The organism is Citrobacter sp. T1.2D-1 (assembly GCF_950098555.1).
Taxonomy (GTDB): domain Bacteria; phylum Pseudomonadota; class Gammaproteobacteria; order Enterobacterales; family Enterobacteriaceae; genus Citrobacter_A; species Citrobacter_A telavivensis.
On record NZ_CATNHH010000012.1, the window covers coordinates 162,279 to 182,984 of the forward strand.

Here is a 20,706-nt window from a genome sequence, read left to right on the forward strand (position 1 = left end):
GCGCCGCGTTCATGTCCTCAAGATGGCGTAACGTCCTATGCTACATTTGTTTGCTGGCCTGGATTTACATACCGGGCTTTTATTATTGCTTGCTCTGGCTTTTGTGCTGTTCTACGAAGCAATTAACGGCTTCCATGATACAGCCAACGCAGTTGCAACCGTGATCTACACCCGTGCGATGCGCTCGCAGCTTGCGGTGGTCATGGCTGCCGTGTTCAACTTCTTTGGTGTGCTGCTGGGCGGTCTCAGCGTAGCCTATGCCATCGTGCATATGTTACCGACCGATCTCCTGCTCAACATGGGATCTTCGCATGGACTTGCGATGGTGTTCTCCATGCTGCTCGCCGCCATCATCTGGAACCTGGGTACCTGGTACTTTGGTTTACCCGCATCCAGCTCTCACACGCTGATTGGCGCGATTATCGGCATCGGTTTAACCAATGCGCTGATGACCGGCACCTCAGTGGTGGACGCACTCAATATCCCGAAAGTCATGGGCATTTTTGCCTCGCTGATCGTCTCGCCCATCGTTGGTCTGGTGGTCGCAGGCGGCCTGATTTTCATTCTGCGTCGCTACTGGAGCGGAACCAAAAAACGCGCCCGTATTCACCTCACCCCAGCTGAACGTGAAAAGAAAGACGGTAAGAAAAAGCCGCCGTTCTGGACCCGTATTGCCCTGATTCTCTCGGCTATCGGCGTCGCCTTCTCGCATGGTGCGAACGACGGTCAGAAAGGCATTGGTCTGGTTATGCTGGTTCTGATTGGTGTGGCACCGGCAGGCTTCGTGGTGAACATGAACGCTTCGGGTTACGAAATCACCCGTACCCGTGATGCCATCAATAACGTCGAAATCTACTTCCAGCAGCATCCCGATCTGCTGAAGAAAGTGACGGGCGTCGATCAGCTGATTCCGTCTCCGGAACCGGCCGCAACGCAGCCGACGGAATTCCACTGCCATCCGGCAAACACCATTAACGCGCTGGATCGCGCGAAGGCGATGTTGTCGAACAACGTGGAAAGCTATGACAAGCTGAGCGTTGAGCAGCGCGGCCAACTGCGTCGCATCATGCTGTGCATCTCCGATACGACCGATAAAGTAACGAAGCTGCCGGGCGTGAGCGCTGACGACCAGCGTCTGCTGAAGAAACTGAAAACCGATATGCTGAGCACCATTGAGTATGCGCCTATCTGGATAATTATGGCGGTCGCGCTGGCGCTGGGTATTGGTACCATGATCGGCTGGCGCCGTGTGGCAACCACCATCGGTGAGAAGATTGGTAAGAAAGGCATGACCTATGCTCAGGGAATGTCTGCACAGATGACAGCAGCCGTCTCTATTGGTCTCGCCAGCTACACCGGGATGCCGGTATCCACCACCCACGTTCTCTCCTCCTCCGTGGCGGGGACGATGGTTGTCGACGGTGGGGGTCTGCAACGTAAAACGGTGACCAGCATTCTGATGGCGTGGGTGTTCACATTACCCGCCGCGATCCTGCTGTCCGGTACACTGTACTGGATCTCGCTGAAGCTTATCTAAGCGAGAAGAGAAAAGAAGTTACCGAAGCAAGCGGGTCAGGAAACTGGCCCGCTTTTTTATGCTCAGTGCCAAATCATCAAAGCAATAAGACTGATCACCACGAGCCCGCACAGCGCGCTGGTCAAAATGAACTGACGACGTACCCGCTCACAACGGCGGATGAATTCATCATCATGATGATCGCGGTAGCGCTGGGCGTAGATATACCACACCAGGCGTACCTGCTTATTGGGTTGGCCGTGCGAGGTGAAAAAGCCGCCCCCATCTACATATTGATAGAGCAAAGGATCGCAACCACGAAGTACCACGAGCAGCGCGCGTAAAGACGAGAAATAGCGCGCCATATTCACAATGCAAACAACACATAACGCCCAGAATAATGCAACGGTGCTTATCATACGACCTCCCCGGCGACCCGCCCACGGAGCTCCGCTCCGGGACTACCGCTCCCCGAAACCTGCCAGACAGTCAATGAAAAAGTACGACTAAAAACCGCTCATTTTGAGCTTATCATCTGAGCGGCTCTCTAAATAGTGTAGGAGATCAGTTAATTTTTTTGCCAGAAGGTTAATCACTATCAATGCAATTATCTAAATTTTTTGTTTAACTATCTGGTAAGCAAGGCGGATTGACGGATTATCCAGGTCGCTATAATGTAAGGATAGTCTCTACAATCCATCGCGGCTGAGCTAGCCCCGCGTAGACATACCGCACAGTTCGCAGGACGCGAGTGATGAAAAGGTAGAAAAATCGCTAGCTGGCTGGTCATCGACAACTTTATGGAAGGAGTAATACTATGGCTTACAAACACATTCTCATCGCGGTTGATCTTTCACCGGAAAGCAAAGTTCTGGTCGAAAAAGCGGTCTCTATGGCACGTCCGTACAACGCAAAGGTTTCCCTGATCCACGTTGATGTAAACTACTCTGACCTTTATACCGGCCTGATTGACGTCAATCTGGGCGATATGCAAAAACGCATTTCTGAAGAAACCCACCACGCGCTGACCGAACTGTCCACTAACGCAGGCTATCCGATCACCGAAACCCTGAGCGGCAGCGGCGATCTGGGTCAGGTGCTGGTAGACGCTATCAAGAAATACGACATGGACCTGGTTGTTTGTGGTCACCACCAGGACTTCTGGAGCAAACTGATGTCCTCCGCACGTCAGTTGATCAACACCGTTCACGTCGACATGCTGATTGTTCCACTGCGCGACGAAGAAGAGTAAAACACGTCCAGCCGGATTCCCCGGCCATGTCAGAGCGCCCGCCTTTGCGGGCGTTTTTGTTTCTGTCATTCCCGAAAACGATCAGTACAACCTTCCACCTCATTAATCATAATTAGTGTGATCAACTGATTAGAACGAAATCAATCTGTATAATACTCTACACCACCGGCTAATAGCCGCAGTCTATAACAGAGTCAGACTTTTTCGGCGCGTTTTGTATTACGCGTTCATACTTTTCGGGATGGCATTGAAAGGCGAAGCAATATGAATACATCTGCACCTACGGGTTTGCTGCAGCAACCCCGCCCGTTCTTCATGATCTTTTTTGTCGAGTTATGGGAACGATTTGGCTATTACGGCGTTCAGGGTATCCTGGCGGTTTTCTTTGTTAAGCAACTCGGATTCTCGCAGGAACAGGCGTTTATCACCTTCGGCGCCTTTGCCGCACTGGTGTACGGTCTGATCTCAATTGGGGGTTACGTTGGCGACCACCTGCTCGGCACCAAACGGACGCTGGTGCTGGGCGCTGTTGTACTGGCACTCGGCTACTTTATGACGGGAATGTCGTTGCTCAAACCGGACCTCATTTTTATCGCTCTTGGGACGATTGCCGTCGGCAACGGCCTGTTTAAGGCGAACCCGGCAAGCCTGCTCTCCAAATGCTATCCGCCAAAAGATCCGCGTCTGGATGGCGCCTTCACCCTGTTCTACATGTCGATTAACATCGGTTCGCTGCTGTCGCTGTCGCTGGCGCCGGTGATCGCGGATAAGTTTGGCTACGCCGTCACCTACAACCTGTGCGGGGCGGGACTGATTGTCGCGCTGCTGGTCTATTTCGCCTGCCGCGGTATGGTGAAAGATATCGGTTCCGAGCCAGACCATCTGCCGATGAGCTTCCGCAATCTGTTGTACGTCCTGATTGGCACCGTGGCGATGGTCTTCCTCTGCGCCTGGCTGATGCACAACGTGAAAATCGCCAACCTGGTGCTGATTGTGTTGTCGCTTGTGGTGACGATTATCTTCTTCCGCCAGGCCTTCAAACTGGATAAAACCGGTCGCAACAAGATGTTTGTGGCGTTTATCCTGATGCTTGAAGCCGTACTGTTTTACATTCTGTATGCGCAGATGCCCACTTCGCTGAACTTCTTTGCCATCAACAACGTTCACCATGAGATCCTCGGTTTCACCCTTAACCCGGTGAGTTTCCAGGCGCTCAACCCGTTCTGGGTGGTGGTTGCCAGTCCGGTGCTGGCGGCTATCTACACGCGTCTGGGCAGCAAAGGTAAAGACCTGACGATGCCGATGAAGTTTACCCTCGGGATGTTCCTGTGCTCGCTGGGCTTTCTGACCGCCGCCGCCGCAGGGATGTGGTTTGCCGATGCGCAGGGGCTTACGTCGCCGTGGTTTATCGTGCTGGTCTATCTGTTCCAGAGTCTGGGCGAGCTGCTGATTAGCGCGTTGGGACTGGCAATGGTGGCGGCGCTGGTGCCGCAGCATCTGATGGGCTTTATCCTCGGGATGTGGTTCCTGACGCAGGCCGCCGCGTTTCTGCTGGGGGGCTATGTCGCCACCTTTACCGCCGTACCGGAGAACATCACCGACCCGTTGCAGACACTGCCTGTCTATACCGGCGTGTTCAGTAAAATCGGATTAGTGACGCTGGCGGTCACGGTTGTGATGGCGCTGATGGTGCCGTGGCTGAACCGGATGATTAATACGCCGGATAGCCATCAATCATCATAACCCTTCGCAGGCCCGATGGCGTTACGCTATCGGGCAGTCAAACCGGTGCCGGATGGTAGCGTAAACGCCCTATCCGGCCTGATTTCGTTCATCCTTTGCGTACGTTGATCCATTCCTGTACTTCGACCACAAAGGTCTCGGGTGCTTTGCGATACATTTTGCGCGCCAGGTCCAGAATCGTATGCTGTCCTAATGCCTCTTCCATACGCTGCTGCGCCATATCCATCACCGAGCGTACGCCGCAGATCCCTTCACAGGCCCACGCGGGCGGTTGTTCCTCAAAGACCGCGAGTCGCTGGCGAATCTCCCGACATTCAAAGATGCGCTTGTCACCGTCGATAGCGTTAACCACATCCAGCACCGTAATGTGCTCGGCAGGTCTGGCAAGCTGAAAACCGCCGCCTTTACCCTCGATGCTACGCACCAGTCCCGCCTTCGACAAACGGGTAAATATTTTGGCCAGATAGTCGTAGGGCACGCTTTGCAGATCGGCAATTTCGCGCACGCTCATATCGCGGGCGTCCCCTTTGCTATCCACCATACACATCAGGCTATGAATGCCGTACTCAACCCCGGAACTGTAGAATGCCATGCTCTTATCTCAGCCAAAATAATTCTGAGTTATTGTAGCTTTTTCATCATCATCATTCCAGATGAGAAGAAGAAACTCATTGAGAGAAAATATTTAATTCATTAATTTTCAATATGATAAATGCATTTTACGCCACTACCTCCCCGTGAAGAATGAAATCACATTGCATCTTTTAACTACGACAAATAAAATCCGAGTAAATTAACCATCATGACTACCGGATAAAACCATCATGCGTAAACAGATTCTGATCGTCGGTGCAGGTTTCTCAGGGATGTGGGCAGCGCTTAGCGCGGCCCGGCTGCTTGAGAAAGAGGCCAACCCAAACATTGATATCACCGTCATTGCTCCGCAGCCCGAGCTGCGCGTTCGTCCGCGTTTTTATGAAAATGCGGTTGAAACACTCGTTGCCCCGCTCCAGCCGCTGTTCGATGTCACCGGCGTTAACTTTCTGCGTGGGACGGTCAGCCAGATCCTTCCCGCATCAAAAGAAGTGAGCTGTACGGATGCCAGCGGTGAAACGCGTTTGCAGCGCTATGACCGCTTAGTCCTCGCCAGTGGCAGTCACGTAAACCGCTCGCAGGTGGCCGGTGCGCAAGCCCACGCCTTCGATTTGGATCAGCTGGAAAGTGCCGCTGTACTTGAAAAGCATTTGCAGAGTCTGGCAAGCCAACCCGAGAGTGAAGCGCGTAATACCGTGGTCGTCTGCGGGGGCGGTTTTACCGGCATTGAAATGGCGCTGGAGCTGCCGGGCCGTCTGCGCGACATTTTTGGTGCTGAAGCTAAGACCAGAGTAGTCGTAGTAGAACGCGGCCCCCAGCCAGGTTCACGCTACAGCAACGCATTGCGTAACGTCATTGTCGAAGCCTCGGCTGAACTGGGTGTGGAATGGCAGGTAAACGCCGACGTGGAAAGCGTGAATGCCTCTGGCGTTACGCTGAAGGACGGACGAACTATCGCTTCACAGACCGTCATCTGGACCGTGGGTGTCCAGGCTAACGATCTGACGACACAAATTGATGCCCCGCGCGACCGTCAGGGTCGTCTGCACGTCAACGCTAACCTGCAAGTGGTGGGTTATGACGATATTTATGCCACCGGCGATGTGGCTTACGCCGCCACTGACGATAAGGGCAATCACGCATTAATGACCTGCCAGCATGCGATCCTGTTGGGTAAATTTGCCGGGAACAATGCCGCAGCCAGCCTGCTGGACGTCGCCCCCCTGCCGTATCGTCAGGAAAACTACGTCACCTGTCTGGATTTGGGGGCCTGGGGAGCGGTCTATACCGAAGGATGGGATCAGCAGGTAAAACTGACGCGTGCCGAGGCCAAGAAACTGAAGCTGTCGATTACTCGTGAGCTTATCTACCCGCCGAAGGCCGATAAAGCCGTCGCGTTTGAGATTGCCGATCCTCTGGCACCGTTTGTGTAATCCGTATTGCCGGATGGCGGCTCACGCCTTATCCGGCCTACAAAAGACAAAAGACAAAAGACAAACTACGCTAAGTCGTAGGCCTGATAAGCGCAGCGCCATCAGGCAATCTGTTAATCCGCCAAAGGCGTGCCGGCATAAATATCAAACCGGTGCCCTTTGGTCACCACCGCATTCGGCGTGGCGACATCCGCCAGCGGCGGCGCATAGTCCGGACGTTTCACCACCACGCGTTTAGTCGCGAGTTGACGCGCAGGTTCGAGCAGGCCGTCAGCGTCCAGATCCGGTCCCACCAGCGACTGAAATACCCGCATCTCTTTCTTCACCAGCGCGCTTTTCTGCTTATGGGGAAACATCGGATCGAGATAAACCACCTGCGGACGCGGTGTGATATCGGTCAGCGCCGTCAGGCTGGAAGCATGAATCAACTGCAAACGCGCCTGCAACCACGGGCCAATTTCCGCATCGGCATAGCCGCGCGCCAGTCCGTCGTCGAGCAACGCCGCCACTACCGGGTTACGTTCCAGCATCCGCACATGACAACCGACGCAGGCAAGGACAAAGGCATCACGTCCCAGCCCTGCCGTGGCATCCACCACATCCGGCAAATAATCGCCTTTGATACCGACCGCTTTGGCGACCGCCTCGCCGCGACCGCCGCCAAATTTGCGCCGGTGCGCCATCGCCCCGCCGACAAAATCGACGAAAATGCCGCCGAGCTTCGGTTCATCACGTTTACGCAACTCCAGATGTTCCGCAGTCAGCACTAGCGCCATCAGATTGTCTTCATCGTGTTCCAGCCCCCAGCGGGCAGCCAGAACAGATAAGGCGCCGTCTCCGGCGCCCGTTTCATCAATTAAGCAGATTTTCACTTCCGCTTTACCCTAAATAATTCGAGTTGCATCGAGGCAACAAGGGAATAAATCCCTGGGAGCGTACAAACAGTACGCGACCAGGGTGAATGAGTGCAGTTGCCGAAGAGGCGGCTTGAAGTATGACGGGTAAATTAACCTTTGATTCCGTAATGCTCAAGCATTGCGTCGAGCTGCGGTTCGCGGCCACGGAAGCGTTTGAACAGCTCCATGGGTTCTTCGGAGCCGCCGCGCGTCAGGATATTGTCGAGGAACGACTGACCGGTATCGCGGTTGAAAATCCCCTCGTCTTCGAAGCGGGAGAAGGCATCCGCAGCCAGCACGTCAGCCCACAAATAGCTGTAATATCCCGCCGCGTAGCCGCCGGCGAAAATATGGCTGAAGGCATGCGGGAAGCGGCCCCATGACGGTCCCGGCACCACGGCGACCTGTTTTTTAATCTCCGCCAGCGTTTCAAGGATTTTTGCCCCTTGCTGCGGGTCAAATTCCGCATGCAGACGGAAGTCAAACAGACCGAACTCCAGCTGACGCAGGATGAACAGCGCCGCCTGGTAGTTCTTCGCCGCCAGCATTTTATCCAGCAGTTCTTTCGGCAGCGGTTCGCCTGTCTCGTAATGACCGGAGATAAACGCCAGCGCGTCCGGCTCCCAGCACCAGTTTTCCATAAACTGGCTCGGCAGTTCGACCGCATCCCACGGCACGCCGTTGATCCCGGAAACCCCTGCGGTTTCGATACGGGTCAACATGTGGTGCAGGCCGTGACCAAACTCGTGGAACAGGGTGATCACTTCGTCATGGGTAAACAGCGCCGGTTTGCCGTTGACCGGGCGGTTAAAGTTACAGGTCAGGTAGGCGACCGGTTTTTGCAGAGAACCGTCCGCTTTGCGCATCTGACCGACGCAGTCGTCCATCCACGCCCCGCCGCGTTTGTTTTCACGGGCGTACAGGTCAAGATAGAAACTGCCGCGCAGTTCGTTGTTTTCGTCATACAGTTCGAAGAACCGCACGTCCGGATGCCAGACATCCACATCGTGACGCTCTTTCGCGGTGATGCCGTATATGCGCTTCACCACTTCAAACAGGCCGTTCACCGCTTTGTTTTCCGGGAAGTACGGACGCAACTGTTCGTCGCTGATGCTGTAAAGGTGCTGTTTCTGTTTTTCGCTGTAGTACGCGATATCCCACGGGTTCAGCTCATCAACGCCAAACTCTGCTTTTGCGAAAGCACGCAGTTGCGCCAGCTCTTTCTCGCCCTGCGGACGCGCGCGTTTTGCCAGATCGGTTAAGAACCCCAGCACCTGCTGCGGGTTTTCCGCCATTTTAGTGGCGAGCGATTTAAAGGCGTAGCTTTCAAAGCCCAGCAGTTGCGCCAGTTCATGACGCAGGGTGAGGATCTCTTCCATCACCGGGCTGTTATCCCATTTACCGGCGTTCGGCCCCTGATCGGAGGCGCGGGTCACATAGGCGCGGTACATCTCCTCACGCAATGCCGGATTGTCGCAGTAGGTCATCACCGGCAGATAGCTCGGGATATCCAGCGTCAGCAGATACCCTTCCTGCTCTTTCGCTTCAGCCTGCGCTTTCGCCGCCGCCAGCGCGCTTTCCGGCATCCCGGCTAGCTCTGCTTCGTCAGTAATCAGCTTCGTCCAGCCCATGGTGGCGTCGAGCACGTTGTTGCTGTACAGGTTGCCAAGCTCAGACAGGCGGGTGGCGATCTCTCCGTAACGCTGCTGTTTTTCTTTCGGCAGGCCAATCCCGGAGAGTTCAAAATCACGCAGCGCATTATCAACGGCTTTTTTCTGCGCGGTATTGAGTGTGGCGTAATGGTCGCCATCACGCAGGTCGCGGTACGCCTTATACAGACCTTCATGCTGACCAACCCAGGTGCTGTATTCCGACAACAGCGGCAGGGTTTGCTCATAGGCTTCGCGCAGTTCCGGGCTGTTTTTCACTGAATTCAGATGGCTGACCGGAGAAAAAATACGCCCCAGGACGTCATCGACTTCCGCAAGCGGTTGGCAAAGGTTTTCCCAGGAATACGGTGCGCCCTGCGCGACCACACGTTCCACATTCTCACGGCAGTCGTTCAGCGCTTTGGTGACGGCGGGAACGACATGCTCAGGCTTGATCGCGGAAAACGGCGGCAGTTCGAAGGGAGTCAGTAATGGATTCGTCATATGCACAGTCCTGGTTAAAAAGGGGGAAACAAACGCGTATGCGCGTTGTTGTCGGGTGGCGGCTGCGCCTTACCCGACCTACAAAGGCAGGGACCCGTAAGTCGGATAAGATGCGTTAGCGTCGCCATCCGCCATGTAATGTATGTAGCATGGGGTTAAGTGTAGTGAATTTCAATGCCAGGCGTTGCGCTTTCGCGGCAGCGGTGACTTTTCTGTATACTGTGGCGATATGCTTTTTTTCGCCCGAAAGCGTGACGCTGCTCGGGCCTACGTTTATAACCTGGAACACGTTTACCCATGCTCAGTTATCGCCACAGCTTCCACGCTGGCAACCACGCCGACGTCCTTAAACACACGGTTCAGAGCCTGATCATCGAGTCGCTTAAAGAGAAAGATAAACCGTTTCTCTATCTGGACACCCATGCAGGCGCGGGCCGTTATCAGCTAAGCAGCGAGCAGGCTGAACGTACCGGCGAATACCTGGAAGGCATCGCTCGCGTCTGGCAGCAGGACGATCTGCCTGCCGAGCTGGAGCCATACATTGGCGTGGTCAAACACTTTAACCGCAGCGGACAGCTGCGTTACTACCCGGGTTCTCCGCTTATTGCCCGTCAGCTGCTACGCGCGCAGGACAGTCTGCACCTGACTGAATTACACCCGAGCGACTTCCCGCTGCTGCGAGGAGAATTCCAGAAAGATGAGCGTGCCCGCGTGGCCCGTGCCGATGGTTATCAGCAGTTGAAGGCGAAGCTACCGCCGGTCTCCCGTCGCGGCTTGATCCTCATCGACCCACCTTACGAAATTAAATCGGACTATCAGGCCGTCGTCGCCGGGATCAACGAAGGCTATAAACGTTTTGCCACCGGGACATATGCCCTGTGGTATCCGGTCGTATTGCGTCAGCAAATCAAGCGCATGGTGCATGACCTGGAAGCGACCGGTATCCGTAAAATCCTGCAAATTGAGCTGGCGGTGCGCCCGGACAGCGACCAGCGCGGCATGACCGCCTCCGGCATGATTGTGATCAACCCGCCATGGAAGCTGGAAGCGCAAATGAACACCGTGCTGCCCTGGCTACACAGCAAGCTGGTGCCAGCAGGTACCGGGCATACCTCGGTAAATTGGATCGTGCCTGAGTAATCGCAGTCATCGGTGGAACCTATTGATTTCAGGTATACAATCGCGGCAATCAGAATGGAAGGATAAGACTCATGAGCAAGCATTATGACTACATCGCCATCGGCGGTGGTAGCGGCGGTATCGCCTCGATTAACCGTGCAGCCATGTACGGCCAGAAGTGTGCGCTGATTGAAGCCAAAGAACTGGGCGGCACCTGCGTCAACGTTGGTTGCGTCCCCAAAAAAGTGATGTGGCATGCTGCACAAATCCGTGAAGCGATCCACCTGTACGGCCCGGACTACGGGTTTGACACCACGATCAATAAATTCAACTGGGATACGTTGATTGCCAGCCGTACCGCCTATATCGACCGCATTCACACCTCGTATGACAACGTGCTGGGTAAGAATAACGTTGATGTGATCAAAGGCTTTGCCCGCTTCGTCGATGCCAAAACGATCGAAGTCAACGGTGAGACCATTACCGCTGACCATATCCTGATTGCCACCGGCGGTCGTCCGAGCCACCCGAATATTCCGGGCGTGGAATACGGTATCGACTCCGACGGTTTCTTTGAACTGCCAGCCCTGCCTGAGCGCGTTGCCGTTGTCGGTGCCGGTTATATCGCCGTGGAACTGGCGGGCGTGATTAACGGTCTGGGGGCCAAAACCCATCTGTTCGTGCGTAAACACGCGCCGCTGCGCAGCTTTGATCCGATGATCACCGAAACCCTGGTCGAAGTGATGAATGCCGAAGGGCCGGCGCTCCATACCCATGCGATCCCGAAAGCGGTGGTAAAAAATGCCGACGGTAGCCTGACGCTCGAACTGGAAGACGGCCGCAGCGAAACGGTCGATTGCCTGATTTGGGCGATTGGTCGCGAACCGGCCACCGATAACTTCAACCTGGCCGCGACTGGGGTAAAAACCAACGAAAAAGGGTATATCGTTGTCGATAAATACCAGAACACCAGCGTGGATGGAATTTATGCCGTCGGTGATAACACTGGTGCCGTCGAGCTGACTCCGGTTGCCGTTGCGGCAGGCCGTCGTCTTTCCGAGCGTCTGTTTAACAACAAGCCGGACGAACATCTGGACTACAGCAACATCCCGACCGTGGTCTTCAGCCACCCGCCGATTGGCACCGTGGGTCTGACTGAACCGCAGGCGCGCGAGCAGTATGGCGACGACCAGGTGAAAGTGTATAAATCCTCGTTTACCGCAATGTATACCGCGGTGACCTCGCACCGTCAGCCGTGCCGTATGAAGTTAGTCTGCGTTGGCCCGGAAGAGAAAATCGTCGGTATCCACGGCATCGGCTTTGGCATGGACGAAATGTTGCAGGGCTTTGCGGTGGCGCTGAAAATGGGCGCCACCAAGAAAGACTTCGACAACACCGTCGCCATTCATCCGACGGCAGCGGAAGAGTTCGTGACCATGCGTTAAGCATTTAAAATGCCGGATAGGGCATCAGCGCTATCCGGCACATCCTGATCATTTACCCTGCATATACGGCGTATACACTCCGGTCTGACTCTCAAGGAAGGCGACAATATCATCGATATCTTCCTGCGGGATCTCTTTCCCCACCTGATAACGCAGCATCAACTTAACCGCCCCATCCAGCGTCGGGACATCGCCGCGGTGGAAATACGGTGCCGTGAGCGCAACGTTACGCAGACTCGGGACTTTCTGGCGTAATTTATCGCGCATTTCATTGGTCACGTTCATTCGACCAATATCGGCTGCGGTAATCTCACCAAAATTAAAGTCTTTCTTCAGACCCAGCGGTTCAAATGAACGCCCCCCCAGAATCATCCCACCATGGCAGGTGGCGCATTTATTGTCTTTAAACAATTGATAGCCATGCTTCTGTTTAGCCGTCAGTGCGTTTTCATCACCGCGCAACCAGTTATCAAACGGAGAATTAGGCGTGATCAACGTTTTCTCGAACTCTGCAATCGCATCGGTAATCGTTTCACCGCTGAATCCCTGCGGATAGACCGCGAGGAACTGCTGTTTCAGGATGGGATCCTTGTCAAGTTTACCGATGATTTCATCCCAGGATTTCGACGCCATTTCTATCGGGTTCAATGGCGGTCCCCCCGCCTGTGCCTGCAGCGTTGGCGCACGACCATCCCAGAACTGCTCCACGTTAAAGACCGAGTTGAATACCGTTGGCGCGTTGATCGGTCCAATCGCACCGCCGACGCCAATCGATGTCTTCCGCCCATCCACGCCTCCCGCATTCAGGGCATGACAATGCGCACAAGAGATAGTGCTGTCGCCTGACAAACGCGGATCGTGATAAAGGGTAAAACCGAGTGCCACTTTCTGTGCATCGGTCGGCAACGTTTCAGGAATCGGCTGCACTGGCTCATTGCGATGTTGGCTGGCCGTGTCATTGCTGGCGTAATACTGCTCACGTTGTGTCGCAATCCAGCCAAGCATCGCTTCCCGTTCCTCATCACTCACCTTCCCCGCCCAGTGCAGCGCGGTGTAGCGGGTTGGCGGCATGGTTTCATACTGCATCACCCATTCAATTTTATTGAGATCGCTCTGTGAAACGGGTTCATCCGCCAGCAGCGCGGCGCGAACGGCTTCAAGGTTGAAGGATTTATAACCCAGTTGAATATCGTAATTCATCAACTGTTTCGCGATGGGAAAAGAGGAATAAAACGGTAATTCTGCGGAAGGGGTATGACAATAATCGCATCCTTTCTCACGTAAAAATCCCAGAACCTGATTATTTTCTTCCCGCGTTGAAGCCTGAACGGAAGCAGCCTGACTGCGTTGTTTTTCGTGATACCAAACGTAACCGGATAATCCTAAATAACAGATAACGATGCCTGCTATGGCAATCGCAGTAAGTCGGGTAATGATTTTCATTATTTTACCCTCACGGTAGTGAGTTATTGTGACCCAGAAAATTAAGAAAAGTGGGTGTCCTTTATGGACCTTGCCATCATAGAAAATAAACAAGACGCTAACTTGATAAGTATCAATCAATTACATGGGCGGTATCTATCGATGAGATAGCTTTTCCCTATTAAGAGTAAGGTTTATCTAATTCACAAATCGTTGCAATCGAATGTTCCGAAAATAAGCCTTCTCATATATTGCATTGGAAAATAATTATCTCGAATTATCAGTGCACTATATAGTTATTGCGTTAAATGCTTGCGGTGTAAACGTGATCTACCGCACGCTTTATCCCCCACGTACCGAAGCGAATGTCTACGCTTAAAAGACAGCCGGGCAACACCCGTATCTTTTACGACGCAATCCGGAGGCCTTTCTCATTATGATCAACCAGAAACTGCAACACGCCCCGTCAGAGGAATTCACGATCGACGTCGATCTTTTCTACGAAACGGATCCGTGCGAGTTAAAGCTGGATGAGATGATCGAGGCAGAGCCGGAACCTGAGATGATCGAGGGGCTTCCCGCCTCTGACGCGCTGACGCCAGCCGACCGTTATCTGGAACTCTTCGAGCACGTTCAGTGCTCAAAGATTTTTGCCGACAGCAAAACCTTTCCTGACTGCGCGCCAAAAATGGATCCGCTCGATATCCTGATTCGCTACCGTAAAGTCCGCCGTCATCGGGACTTCGACCTGCGACGCTTTGTTGAAAATCATTTCTGGCTGCCGGAAGAGTACGGTACCGAATATGTCTCCAATCCCGAAAATTCCCTGAAAGAGCATATCGACCAGCTGTGGCCGGTGCTAACCCGTGAACCGCAGGATCACATTCCGTGGTCATCGCTGCTGGCACTGCCGCAGTCCTATATCGTACCGGGTGGTCGATTCAGCGAAACCTACTACTGGGACTCCTATTTCACCATGCTGGGCCTCGCGGAAAGCGGTCGGGAAGACCTGCTGAAGTGTATGGCGGATAACTTCGCATGGATGATTGAAAACTACGGTCACATTCCGAACGGCAACCGCACCTATTATCTCAGCCGCTCGCAGCCGCCGGTGTTTGCGCTGATGGTCGAGCTGTTCGAGGAGGACGGCGTACGCGGCGCACGGCGCTACCTCGATCATCTGAAAATGGAGTATGCCTTCTGGATGGACGGCGCAGAGTCGCTGGTGCTCAATCAGGCCTATCGTCATGTCGTCAGGATGCCGGACGGTTCCCTGCTCAACCGCTATTGGGATGACCGCGACACGCCGCGCGATGAGTCATGGCTGGAGGATGTGGAAACCGCCAAACACTCAGGACGTCCACCGAACGAGGTGTATCGCGATCTGCGTGCGGGCGCGGCATCCGGCTGGGATTATTCCTCCCGCTGGCTACGCGACGCCGGACGACTGGCAAGCATTCGCACTACGCAGTTTATCCCTATCGATCTCAACGCGTTCCTGTTCAAACTGGAGAGCGCTATTGCCAATATCTCGGCGCTGAAAGGGGAGCGCGACGTTGAAGCGCAGTTCCGCCAGAAGGCGAGCAACCGGCGGGCTGCCATCAATCGCTATTTGTGGGATGAGGAAAATGGCTGCTACCGCGACTATGACTGGCGGCGTGAGCAAATGGCGCTGTTTTCTGCCGCCAGCATCGTTCCGCTCTACGTCGGGATGGCGACCCATGAACAGGCCGATCGGCTGGGAGATACCGTGCGTACCCGTCTGTTGACCCCCGGCGGTATTATGGCCTCCGAATACGAAACGGGCGAACAGTGGGATAAACCCAACGGCTGGGCACCGCTACAGTGGATGGCGATTCAGGGCTTTAAGATGTACGGCGATGATGCGTTGGGAGATGAAATCGCCCATAGCTGGCTCCAGACGGTGAATCACTTTTATCAGCAGCACCATAAGCTCATTGAGAAATACCACATCGCCAGCGGCACCCCGCGCGAAGGCGGCGGCGGGGAATATCCGTTGCAGGATGGCTTTGGCTGGACCAACGGCGTCGCGCGCCGCTTAATCGGGTTGTATGGGGAGCCGTAATGGCTAACGGATCACCTCATAAACGGCGCTCTGGATTTTCAGCCACTTCTTGTTATCCGCGCTGGGATCGGCGCGATAACGTCGCTCTGCCTGCTCGGTATCATGCTGCTGTCGCGATACCACCGCAGGCACCGTGCAAAAGCGCCGCAAATAGGCTTTGTGTTGACTCGTCAACGGCGCACCGCCAGACATCGCGTGACCAACCGTGTTGATAAACCGGCGACAGGGTTTGTTTTCATCCATCTGTGAGGGATAACGCAACAGCAACTCAAGGACATCCGTATTGTTGCGGGCAAACGCCGCTTCGGTCCACGAGACCTGCCAGTTCATGCCGCCCTGCAAAAAGAGCGCGGTGACCCGGCTGTCATTCCTGTCTATCGCCGCACGCATGTTAAACACATCCCAGGTGATGCCCATCTGCGTCACCATTTCGCGTGCGGAAGGCAATTCGCGCTTAGGTTCCGCCTGAGTGATCTTGATGTTCGGCGCGGGCGCGGCCGGCTGCGAACTCACTAACCACGCACCGCCGCCCAGGATGGCGATCACCATGAGCCCCACCGCGCCCCAGAGCACGCCCGTGATCAGCTGCTCACGTTCTTCTGCCGTACGCAGCGAGCGCTTACGCGGCGGTTCAACAGATTCGCCAATTTCCTCTGTGTCACCCCCGGCCTGACGGTCCTTTTTCCGCGCGTCCTCCCAAAACTGTGCCAGTTGCCCCTCTTCCACAATCATCAACGTTGCCGGGTTAATGCGGGCGCGTCCCTGTTCATAGGCACGCTGGACGGGACGGACAATATGCTGAAACTGACAGGAGAGTAGCGTCAACTGTGCCGATGACAGCGGCTCTCCGGCCAGCACCGTGTTACGAGCCTGCCGACAGTCATCGAGAAACACCCGCAACGTCAGACGCGGTTCGACAAACAGGGTCAGCACTGAGGCATCGTTAAAGATTCCGGAATAGTGGCGGGTAAAAATCTTCTTATCGACAATCATCAGCGCCAGCTCACCAAAACGCATGCCATTCAGCGGATCCTGGCGTTCGCCCAGCTTAATCCAGCGCCTGAGCTTATCCGTGCCAAAGTTGTCTTTAAGGTAATTATTGAGCTGCGTTTTATCCGGCCACATCTGCGAGATCAGCGCGGTCAGGGTCAGTTCAATCGCGCGTAACTGCCGCTCTGCGCGCACTTGCTGACTGTGATCCGCCTCTTCAATCTCTGTTTTAAAATTAAGTAACGACTGATGATGGCGCAGTTGTTCCAGCGACCTGACCACGCGCAGAGCGGCAATCAGTTGGTTTTCACTGACCTCCTGCCCGCTGTCATATTGCGGTACGCACTGCTGAAGATGGCGCAGTTGCAGCGTGAACTGGCTCAACTGAGCGTCGTTAAGGTGCAAACGCCTGGCGACCTGGCTCCAGCCGCCCAGATTCAGCCGGGCCTGATCCAGATGTTCCAGAAACCAGCGCGGATCTTTACCGTCGGAGGCATGCACCCCCAGCAGTAGCAGGATCTCCACCGAGGCCTGGCGGATAATCCCCAGGCAGTGCTCAAAGGTCGTGCGTGTCGTCAAAACGCTAATTGTCATTCTCTTCCTTCGCCAAAAGTGCCCCCATGCGGAGGTCATTAATTTTGTTTTAGTTCTTTGTTTTAATTATTAGTTTTTATAGATATAACAAGTTCAATAATTATTACAGTGACCGCTACGTGAACATTGAGAAATATCTCAGGAGAGAGCCCGTGCCCATACTGAAAACAGCCCGTCTGACCTGCCGCCCTATCGCTCCTGCCGACTGGCCTTTTTTTCTCGCACTCCAGCAAGATAGGAATGTGATGCGCCATGTGGCAGACGCGCGAAGCGAGGGCGAGATTCGGGAAGCGTTCGATTCTCGCTTACCGGCATGGCATCCGGGTGACCCGCACTGGCTGTGTCTGATCCTGTGCGATAACGAAACCCACAATCCCCTCGGTGTGACGGGCTACATTCATCGCGCAGAAGCGTGTGCCGAGGTTGGCTTTTTGTTGGCGCCTGACGCGCAGGGAAAGGGTTACGGGACAGAATCGTTACGGGCCGTCTGTGATTACGCATTTACCCGCGGTGGCCTGCGCCGTCTGACCGCCTGCGTTACTGAAGGTAATCAGGCTTCCAGGCATGTGCTGGAGAAAGTGGGATTTGTACTGGAAGGCACGCTCAGGGAGAGCTACTGGCTGCAACAGCGCTGGCAGAATGACTGGCTGCTGGGGTTATTAAAACAGGAATATATTACGACCGCAGGATCTCCGGTCGTAATATAACTACAGATTATTACGACTGAACCAACAGCATGGCCGCCTGGGTGCGATTTTTAACATCCAGTCGGCGATAGAGTGATTCAAGATGCGCCTTCACCGTTCCGGTACTAATATTTAGCGCACGGCCAATTTCCTTATTTGACTCACCTGACGCCAGCATCGCGAGAATCTCTCGTTGACGAGCGCTTAGCGCATTAATATCGCGGCATTCTGTGGGCGGCATCGTTAACCATTCGCCGGGTAAAAACATCATCCCCATCGCGACGCTATTGATCGCCAGCGCAAATTTTTCCGGCTCAGAATCGCGTGGAATAATGGCCAAAACGTTATATTGCGCCAGCTCCTGCAACCCTTTTTTACCGCAGTCTGTCGCGATAATTAAGATTTTGACGAGTGGAAACTGTTGCACCGTTTTTTGCAGAAGCCAACGGCAGAATTCGCCGTCAAGATCGCCGTCCAGCATAAGCAGGGCTTCCGGGTTCTCTTCCAGTTTGTACCAGAGTTCATCGGCCTGACTGACACCCTGAATACTCACTCCTGGAATTCGCTGTTGTAAACTGATTTTCATTCCATGAATAAATATTGACTGCCTGTCAAACATGATGATTTGCATTACTCTCTCCACCGTTTCCGATAATAATATTAAGGAGGGGAAGGGTATTACCCGACGGGTAAAATAAACATTCGCCATTTGGCGGAGGGTCATTCTACAGATATCGGGACGGGAGAAAAGTAAAAAAATAAATTTTTACAGCTGAAACATGAGAATTACATTCAGGTATAGAAAGCAGGCAATAAAGTAAGACATTCCTTATATCTCACCGCTTCTTAAATTAATTGAATATTAAATCACGGAAAGAATAACGAACGCGCATGAGAAAAGAAATTGTCTCCTGCGCGGAATTATGTAACAGAATTAAAATTCGCATTTCATGTTCATTCAGCGAGCACAACGGCTCGCTGAATTCGGCTTACAGGAACATTCCTCCCGAAACTTCGATACGCTGCGCCGTCATCCAGGCCAGCTCGTCGCTGAGTAACGCGGCGATCGCATCGCCAATATCATCGGGAAGACCGGCGCGGCCCAGGGCCGTTTGCGACGCCACGTACGCATTCAGCTCTTTATTATCCCGCAGGCGTCCACCGCCAAAGTCGGTTTCAATCGCGCCGGGCGCGATGGCGTTGACCGAGATCCCACGCGCGCCAAGTTCTTTCGCCTGGTAACGTGTCAGCACTTCCATCGCCCCCTTCATGGATGCGTAGGCGGCGTACCCCGGCAACGCAAAACGCGCCAGCCCGGTTGAAACATTAAGAATACGCCCGCCTTCGTTGATCAGCGGCAGCAGGTGCTGCGTCAGGAAAAACGGGCCTTTAAAATGGATGCGCATCAGTTCGTCAAACATCTCTTCTGACGTGTCGGCAAAGGGCGCATATAAGCCGATTCCGGCATTGTTCACTAAATAATCAAACGTCTGTCGATTCCAGCGGGTTTGCAACTGCGTTTTCACCTCGGCGGCGAAAGCGACAAAGCCAGCCGTATCACCGACATTCAGTTGAATTGCCGCCGCTTTCCTGCCCTTTTGCTCAATTTCAGCGACGACATCCAGCGCTGCCTGCTGTTGGCTGTGATAGGTAAAGAGAATATCCGTTCCTTTGTCCGCCAGCTTAAGCGCGGCGTTTTTACCCAGTCCGCGGCTCCCGCCGGTCACCAATGCGATACGTTGCGTCATAAGAAACCTCATTTCATCTGTTGTGTTGATTGAGATAAAGCTTATTAGGTGATAGAAAAACAATAAATGTCGCTAATTGCGCATAACTGTTTCATCCGGAACAACAATAGGGTCATAGAATGGATAAAATTCATGCAATGCAGTTATTCATTCGTGTCGCGGAGCTGGAGAGTTTTTCTCGCGCTGCCGACACCCTGGGACTCCCTAAAGGTAGCGTATCGCGCCAGATTCAGGCGCTGGAGAACCATCTGGGGACTCAGCTTTTGCACCGCACCACGCGGCGGGTACAACTGACGCAAGACGGCATGGTCTACTACGAGCGGGCGAAAGACTTGTTGAGCAATCTGGATGAACTGGATGGTCTGTTTCAGCACGATCCCACCAGTATCAGCGGCAAATTACGGGTCGATATGCCGGTTGGCGTCGCACGAAATCTGGTGATCCCTCGACTGCCCGCCTTTTTACAGCAGTATCCGGGAATCGAGCTGGAGCTCAGCAGCAGCGATCGGCTGGTGGATTTGATCCGCGAAGGTTTTGACTGCGTGGTGCGGGTCGGCACGCTAAAGGATTCCGGTCTGATCGCACGCCCGCTGGGCAAGCTTACCGTGATCAACTGCGCCAGCCCGCAGTACCTGGCGCGTTTTGGCTATCCGGAAAGCCTGGAGGATCTCGCTTCCCACGCGGTGGTGCACTACTCGCTAAACCTGGGGACACGACCGCCGGGTTTTGAAATCGCCACCAGCAGCGGGACGCAGTGGATAAAAACCGGCGGTACCCTGACGGTAAACAGCACCGAAACCTATCACGCCGCCTGTCTGGCAGGGCTGGGAATTATTCAGGTTCCTCGTGTCGGGGTTCGTGAGGCGTTACGCAGCGGTACACTCGTTGAGGTGCTCCCACAATACCGCGCCTCGCCGATGCCGGTATCGCTGCTCTACCCACACCGGCGTAATCTTTCACGCCGCGTGCACCTGTTTATGGAGTGGCTGACCGGCGTGATGAAGGACTACGTGGACTGAGACGCTATAC

17 protein-coding genes are annotated in these 20,706 nt (G+C 54.2%); 9 read left to right on the forward strand and 8 right to left on the reverse strand.

Annotated elements, in window-relative coordinates; translation table 11 throughout:
• Window positions 1–37 precede the first annotated feature (37 nt).
• Window positions 38–1,537 carry an inorganic phosphate transporter PitA gene (gene pitA, locus QQZ17_RS12225; RefSeq protein ID WP_152400431.1) on the forward strand — a complete coding sequence of 500 codons (1,500 nt, stop codon included), beginning with the start codon at window positions 38–40 and terminating at the stop codon, window positions 1,535–1,537.
• Between the two features lie 62 nt (window positions 1,538–1,599).
• Here the strand turns inward: pitA and uspB are convergent, their stop codons facing one another.
• Window positions 1,600–1,935: a universal stress protein UspB gene (uspB, locus tag QQZ17_RS12230; RefSeq protein WP_152400433.1), complete on the reverse strand. Its 336-nt coding sequence runs from the start codon at window positions 1,933–1,935 to the stop codon at window positions 1,600–1,602.
• Between the two features lie 398 nt (window positions 1,936–2,333).
• On the opposite strand from uspB, the gene uspA reads away from it, so the two are divergent.
• Together uspA and dtpB are read left to right on the forward strand one after the other, a co-directional pair.
• Complete coding sequence (gene uspA, locus QQZ17_RS12235; protein WP_000323571.1) at window positions 2,334–2,768, forward strand: universal stress protein UspA; 435 nt, start codon at window positions 2,334–2,336, stop codon at window positions 2,766–2,768.
• A gap of 264 nt (window positions 2,769–3,032) precedes the next feature.
• Window positions 3,033–4,511: a dipeptide/tripeptide permease DtpB gene (gene dtpB / locus QQZ17_RS12240; protein WP_152400436.1), complete on the forward strand. Its 1,479-nt coding sequence runs from the start codon at window positions 3,033–3,035 to the stop codon at window positions 4,509–4,511.
• Between the two features lie 88 nt (window positions 4,512–4,599).
• On the opposite strand, the gene QQZ17_RS12245 is transcribed toward dtpB, so the two are convergent.
• Entirely contained in the window at window positions 4,600–5,103 is a 504-nt protein-coding gene (locus QQZ17_RS12245) for an RrF2 family transcriptional regulator (protein ID WP_061076005.1), read from the reverse strand.
• A gap of 232 nt (window positions 5,104–5,335) precedes the next feature.
• Here QQZ17_RS12245 and QQZ17_RS12250 point away from each other — a divergent pair, with 232 nt between their 5' ends.
• Window positions 5,336–6,538, forward strand: coding sequence for an NAD(P)/FAD-dependent oxidoreductase (locus QQZ17_RS12250; protein WP_152400437.1), 1,203 nt, complete (start codon window positions 5,336–5,338; stop codon window positions 6,536–6,538).
• A gap of 113 nt (window positions 6,539–6,651) precedes the next feature.
• Here the strand turns inward: QQZ17_RS12250 and rsmJ are convergent, their stop codons facing one another.
• Both rsmJ and prlC read right to left on the reverse strand, forming a co-directional pair.
• Window positions 6,652–7,410, reverse strand: coding sequence for a 16S rRNA (guanine(1516)-N(2))-methyltransferase RsmJ (rsmJ, locus tag QQZ17_RS12255; protein WP_152400439.1), 759 nt, complete (start codon window positions 7,408–7,410; stop codon window positions 6,652–6,654).
• Between the two features lie 134 nt (window positions 7,411–7,544).
• Window positions 7,545–9,587, reverse strand: coding sequence for an oligopeptidase A (gene prlC / locus QQZ17_RS12260; RefSeq protein WP_152400441.1), 2,043 nt, complete (start codon window positions 9,585–9,587; stop codon window positions 7,545–7,547).
• 297 nt (window positions 9,588–9,884) lie between these two features.
• Between prlC and QQZ17_RS12265 the strand changes: the two genes are divergently transcribed.
• The gene (locus QQZ17_RS12265) at window positions 9,885–10,727 is read left to right on the forward strand and encodes a 23S rRNA (adenine(2030)-N(6))-methyltransferase RlmJ (RefSeq protein WP_152400443.1); all 843 of its coding nucleotides are present in this window, start codon (window positions 9,885–9,887) and stop codon (window positions 10,725–10,727) included.
• Between the two features lie 71 nt (window positions 10,728–10,798).
• Window positions 10,799–12,151: a glutathione-disulfide reductase gene (gene gorA / locus QQZ17_RS12270; RefSeq protein WP_152400445.1), complete on the forward strand. Its 1,353-nt coding sequence runs from the start codon at window positions 10,799–10,801 to the stop codon at window positions 12,149–12,151.
• 48 nt (window positions 12,152–12,199) lie between these two features.
• Here the strand turns inward: gorA and QQZ17_RS12275 are convergent, their stop codons facing one another.
• Window positions 12,200–13,594: a cytochrome-c peroxidase gene (locus tag QQZ17_RS12275; protein ID WP_152400447.1), complete on the reverse strand. Its 1,395-nt coding sequence runs from the start codon at window positions 13,592–13,594 to the stop codon at window positions 12,200–12,202.
• Window positions 13,595–14,009: 415 nt separating this feature from the next.
• Between QQZ17_RS12275 and QQZ17_RS12280 the strand changes: the two genes are divergently transcribed.
• Window positions 14,010–15,659, forward strand: coding sequence for an alpha,alpha-trehalase (locus QQZ17_RS12280; protein WP_152400449.1), 1,650 nt, complete (start codon window positions 14,010–14,012; stop codon window positions 15,657–15,659).
• Window positions 15,660–15,662: 3 nt separating this feature from the next.
• Here the strand turns inward: QQZ17_RS12280 and QQZ17_RS12285 are convergent, their stop codons facing one another.
• Entirely contained in the window at window positions 15,663–17,243 is a 1,581-nt protein-coding gene (locus QQZ17_RS12285) for an STY4199 family HEPN domain-containing protein (protein ID WP_152400451.1), read from the reverse strand.
• Between the two features lie 152 nt (window positions 17,244–17,395).
• On the opposite strand from QQZ17_RS12285, the gene QQZ17_RS12290 reads away from it, so the two are divergent.
• Window positions 17,396–17,950, forward strand: a complete 555-nt coding sequence (locus QQZ17_RS12290) for a GNAT family N-acetyltransferase (protein ID WP_152400453.1) — start codon at window positions 17,396–17,398, stop codon at window positions 17,948–17,950.
• A gap of 10 nt (window positions 17,951–17,960) precedes the next feature.
• Here the strand turns inward: QQZ17_RS12290 and QQZ17_RS12295 are convergent, their stop codons facing one another.
• Window positions 17,961–18,560: a helix-turn-helix transcriptional regulator gene (locus QQZ17_RS12295; RefSeq protein WP_152400456.1), complete on the reverse strand. Its 600-nt coding sequence runs from the start codon at window positions 18,558–18,560 to the stop codon at window positions 17,961–17,963.
• Between the two features lie 358 nt (window positions 18,561–18,918).
• Window positions 18,919–19,677 carry an SDR family NAD(P)-dependent oxidoreductase gene (locus QQZ17_RS12300; protein ID WP_042323126.1) on the reverse strand — a complete coding sequence of 253 codons (759 nt, stop codon included), beginning with the start codon at window positions 19,675–19,677 and terminating at the stop codon, window positions 18,919–18,921.
• A 119-nt stretch (window positions 19,678–19,796) separates the two neighbouring features.
• On the opposite strand from QQZ17_RS12300, the gene QQZ17_RS12305 reads away from it, so the two are divergent.
• Complete coding sequence (locus tag QQZ17_RS12305; protein ID WP_152400458.1) at window positions 19,797–20,696, forward strand: LysR family transcriptional regulator; 900 nt, start codon at window positions 19,797–19,799, stop codon at window positions 20,694–20,696.
• Window positions 20,697–20,706 lie beyond the last annotated feature (10 nt).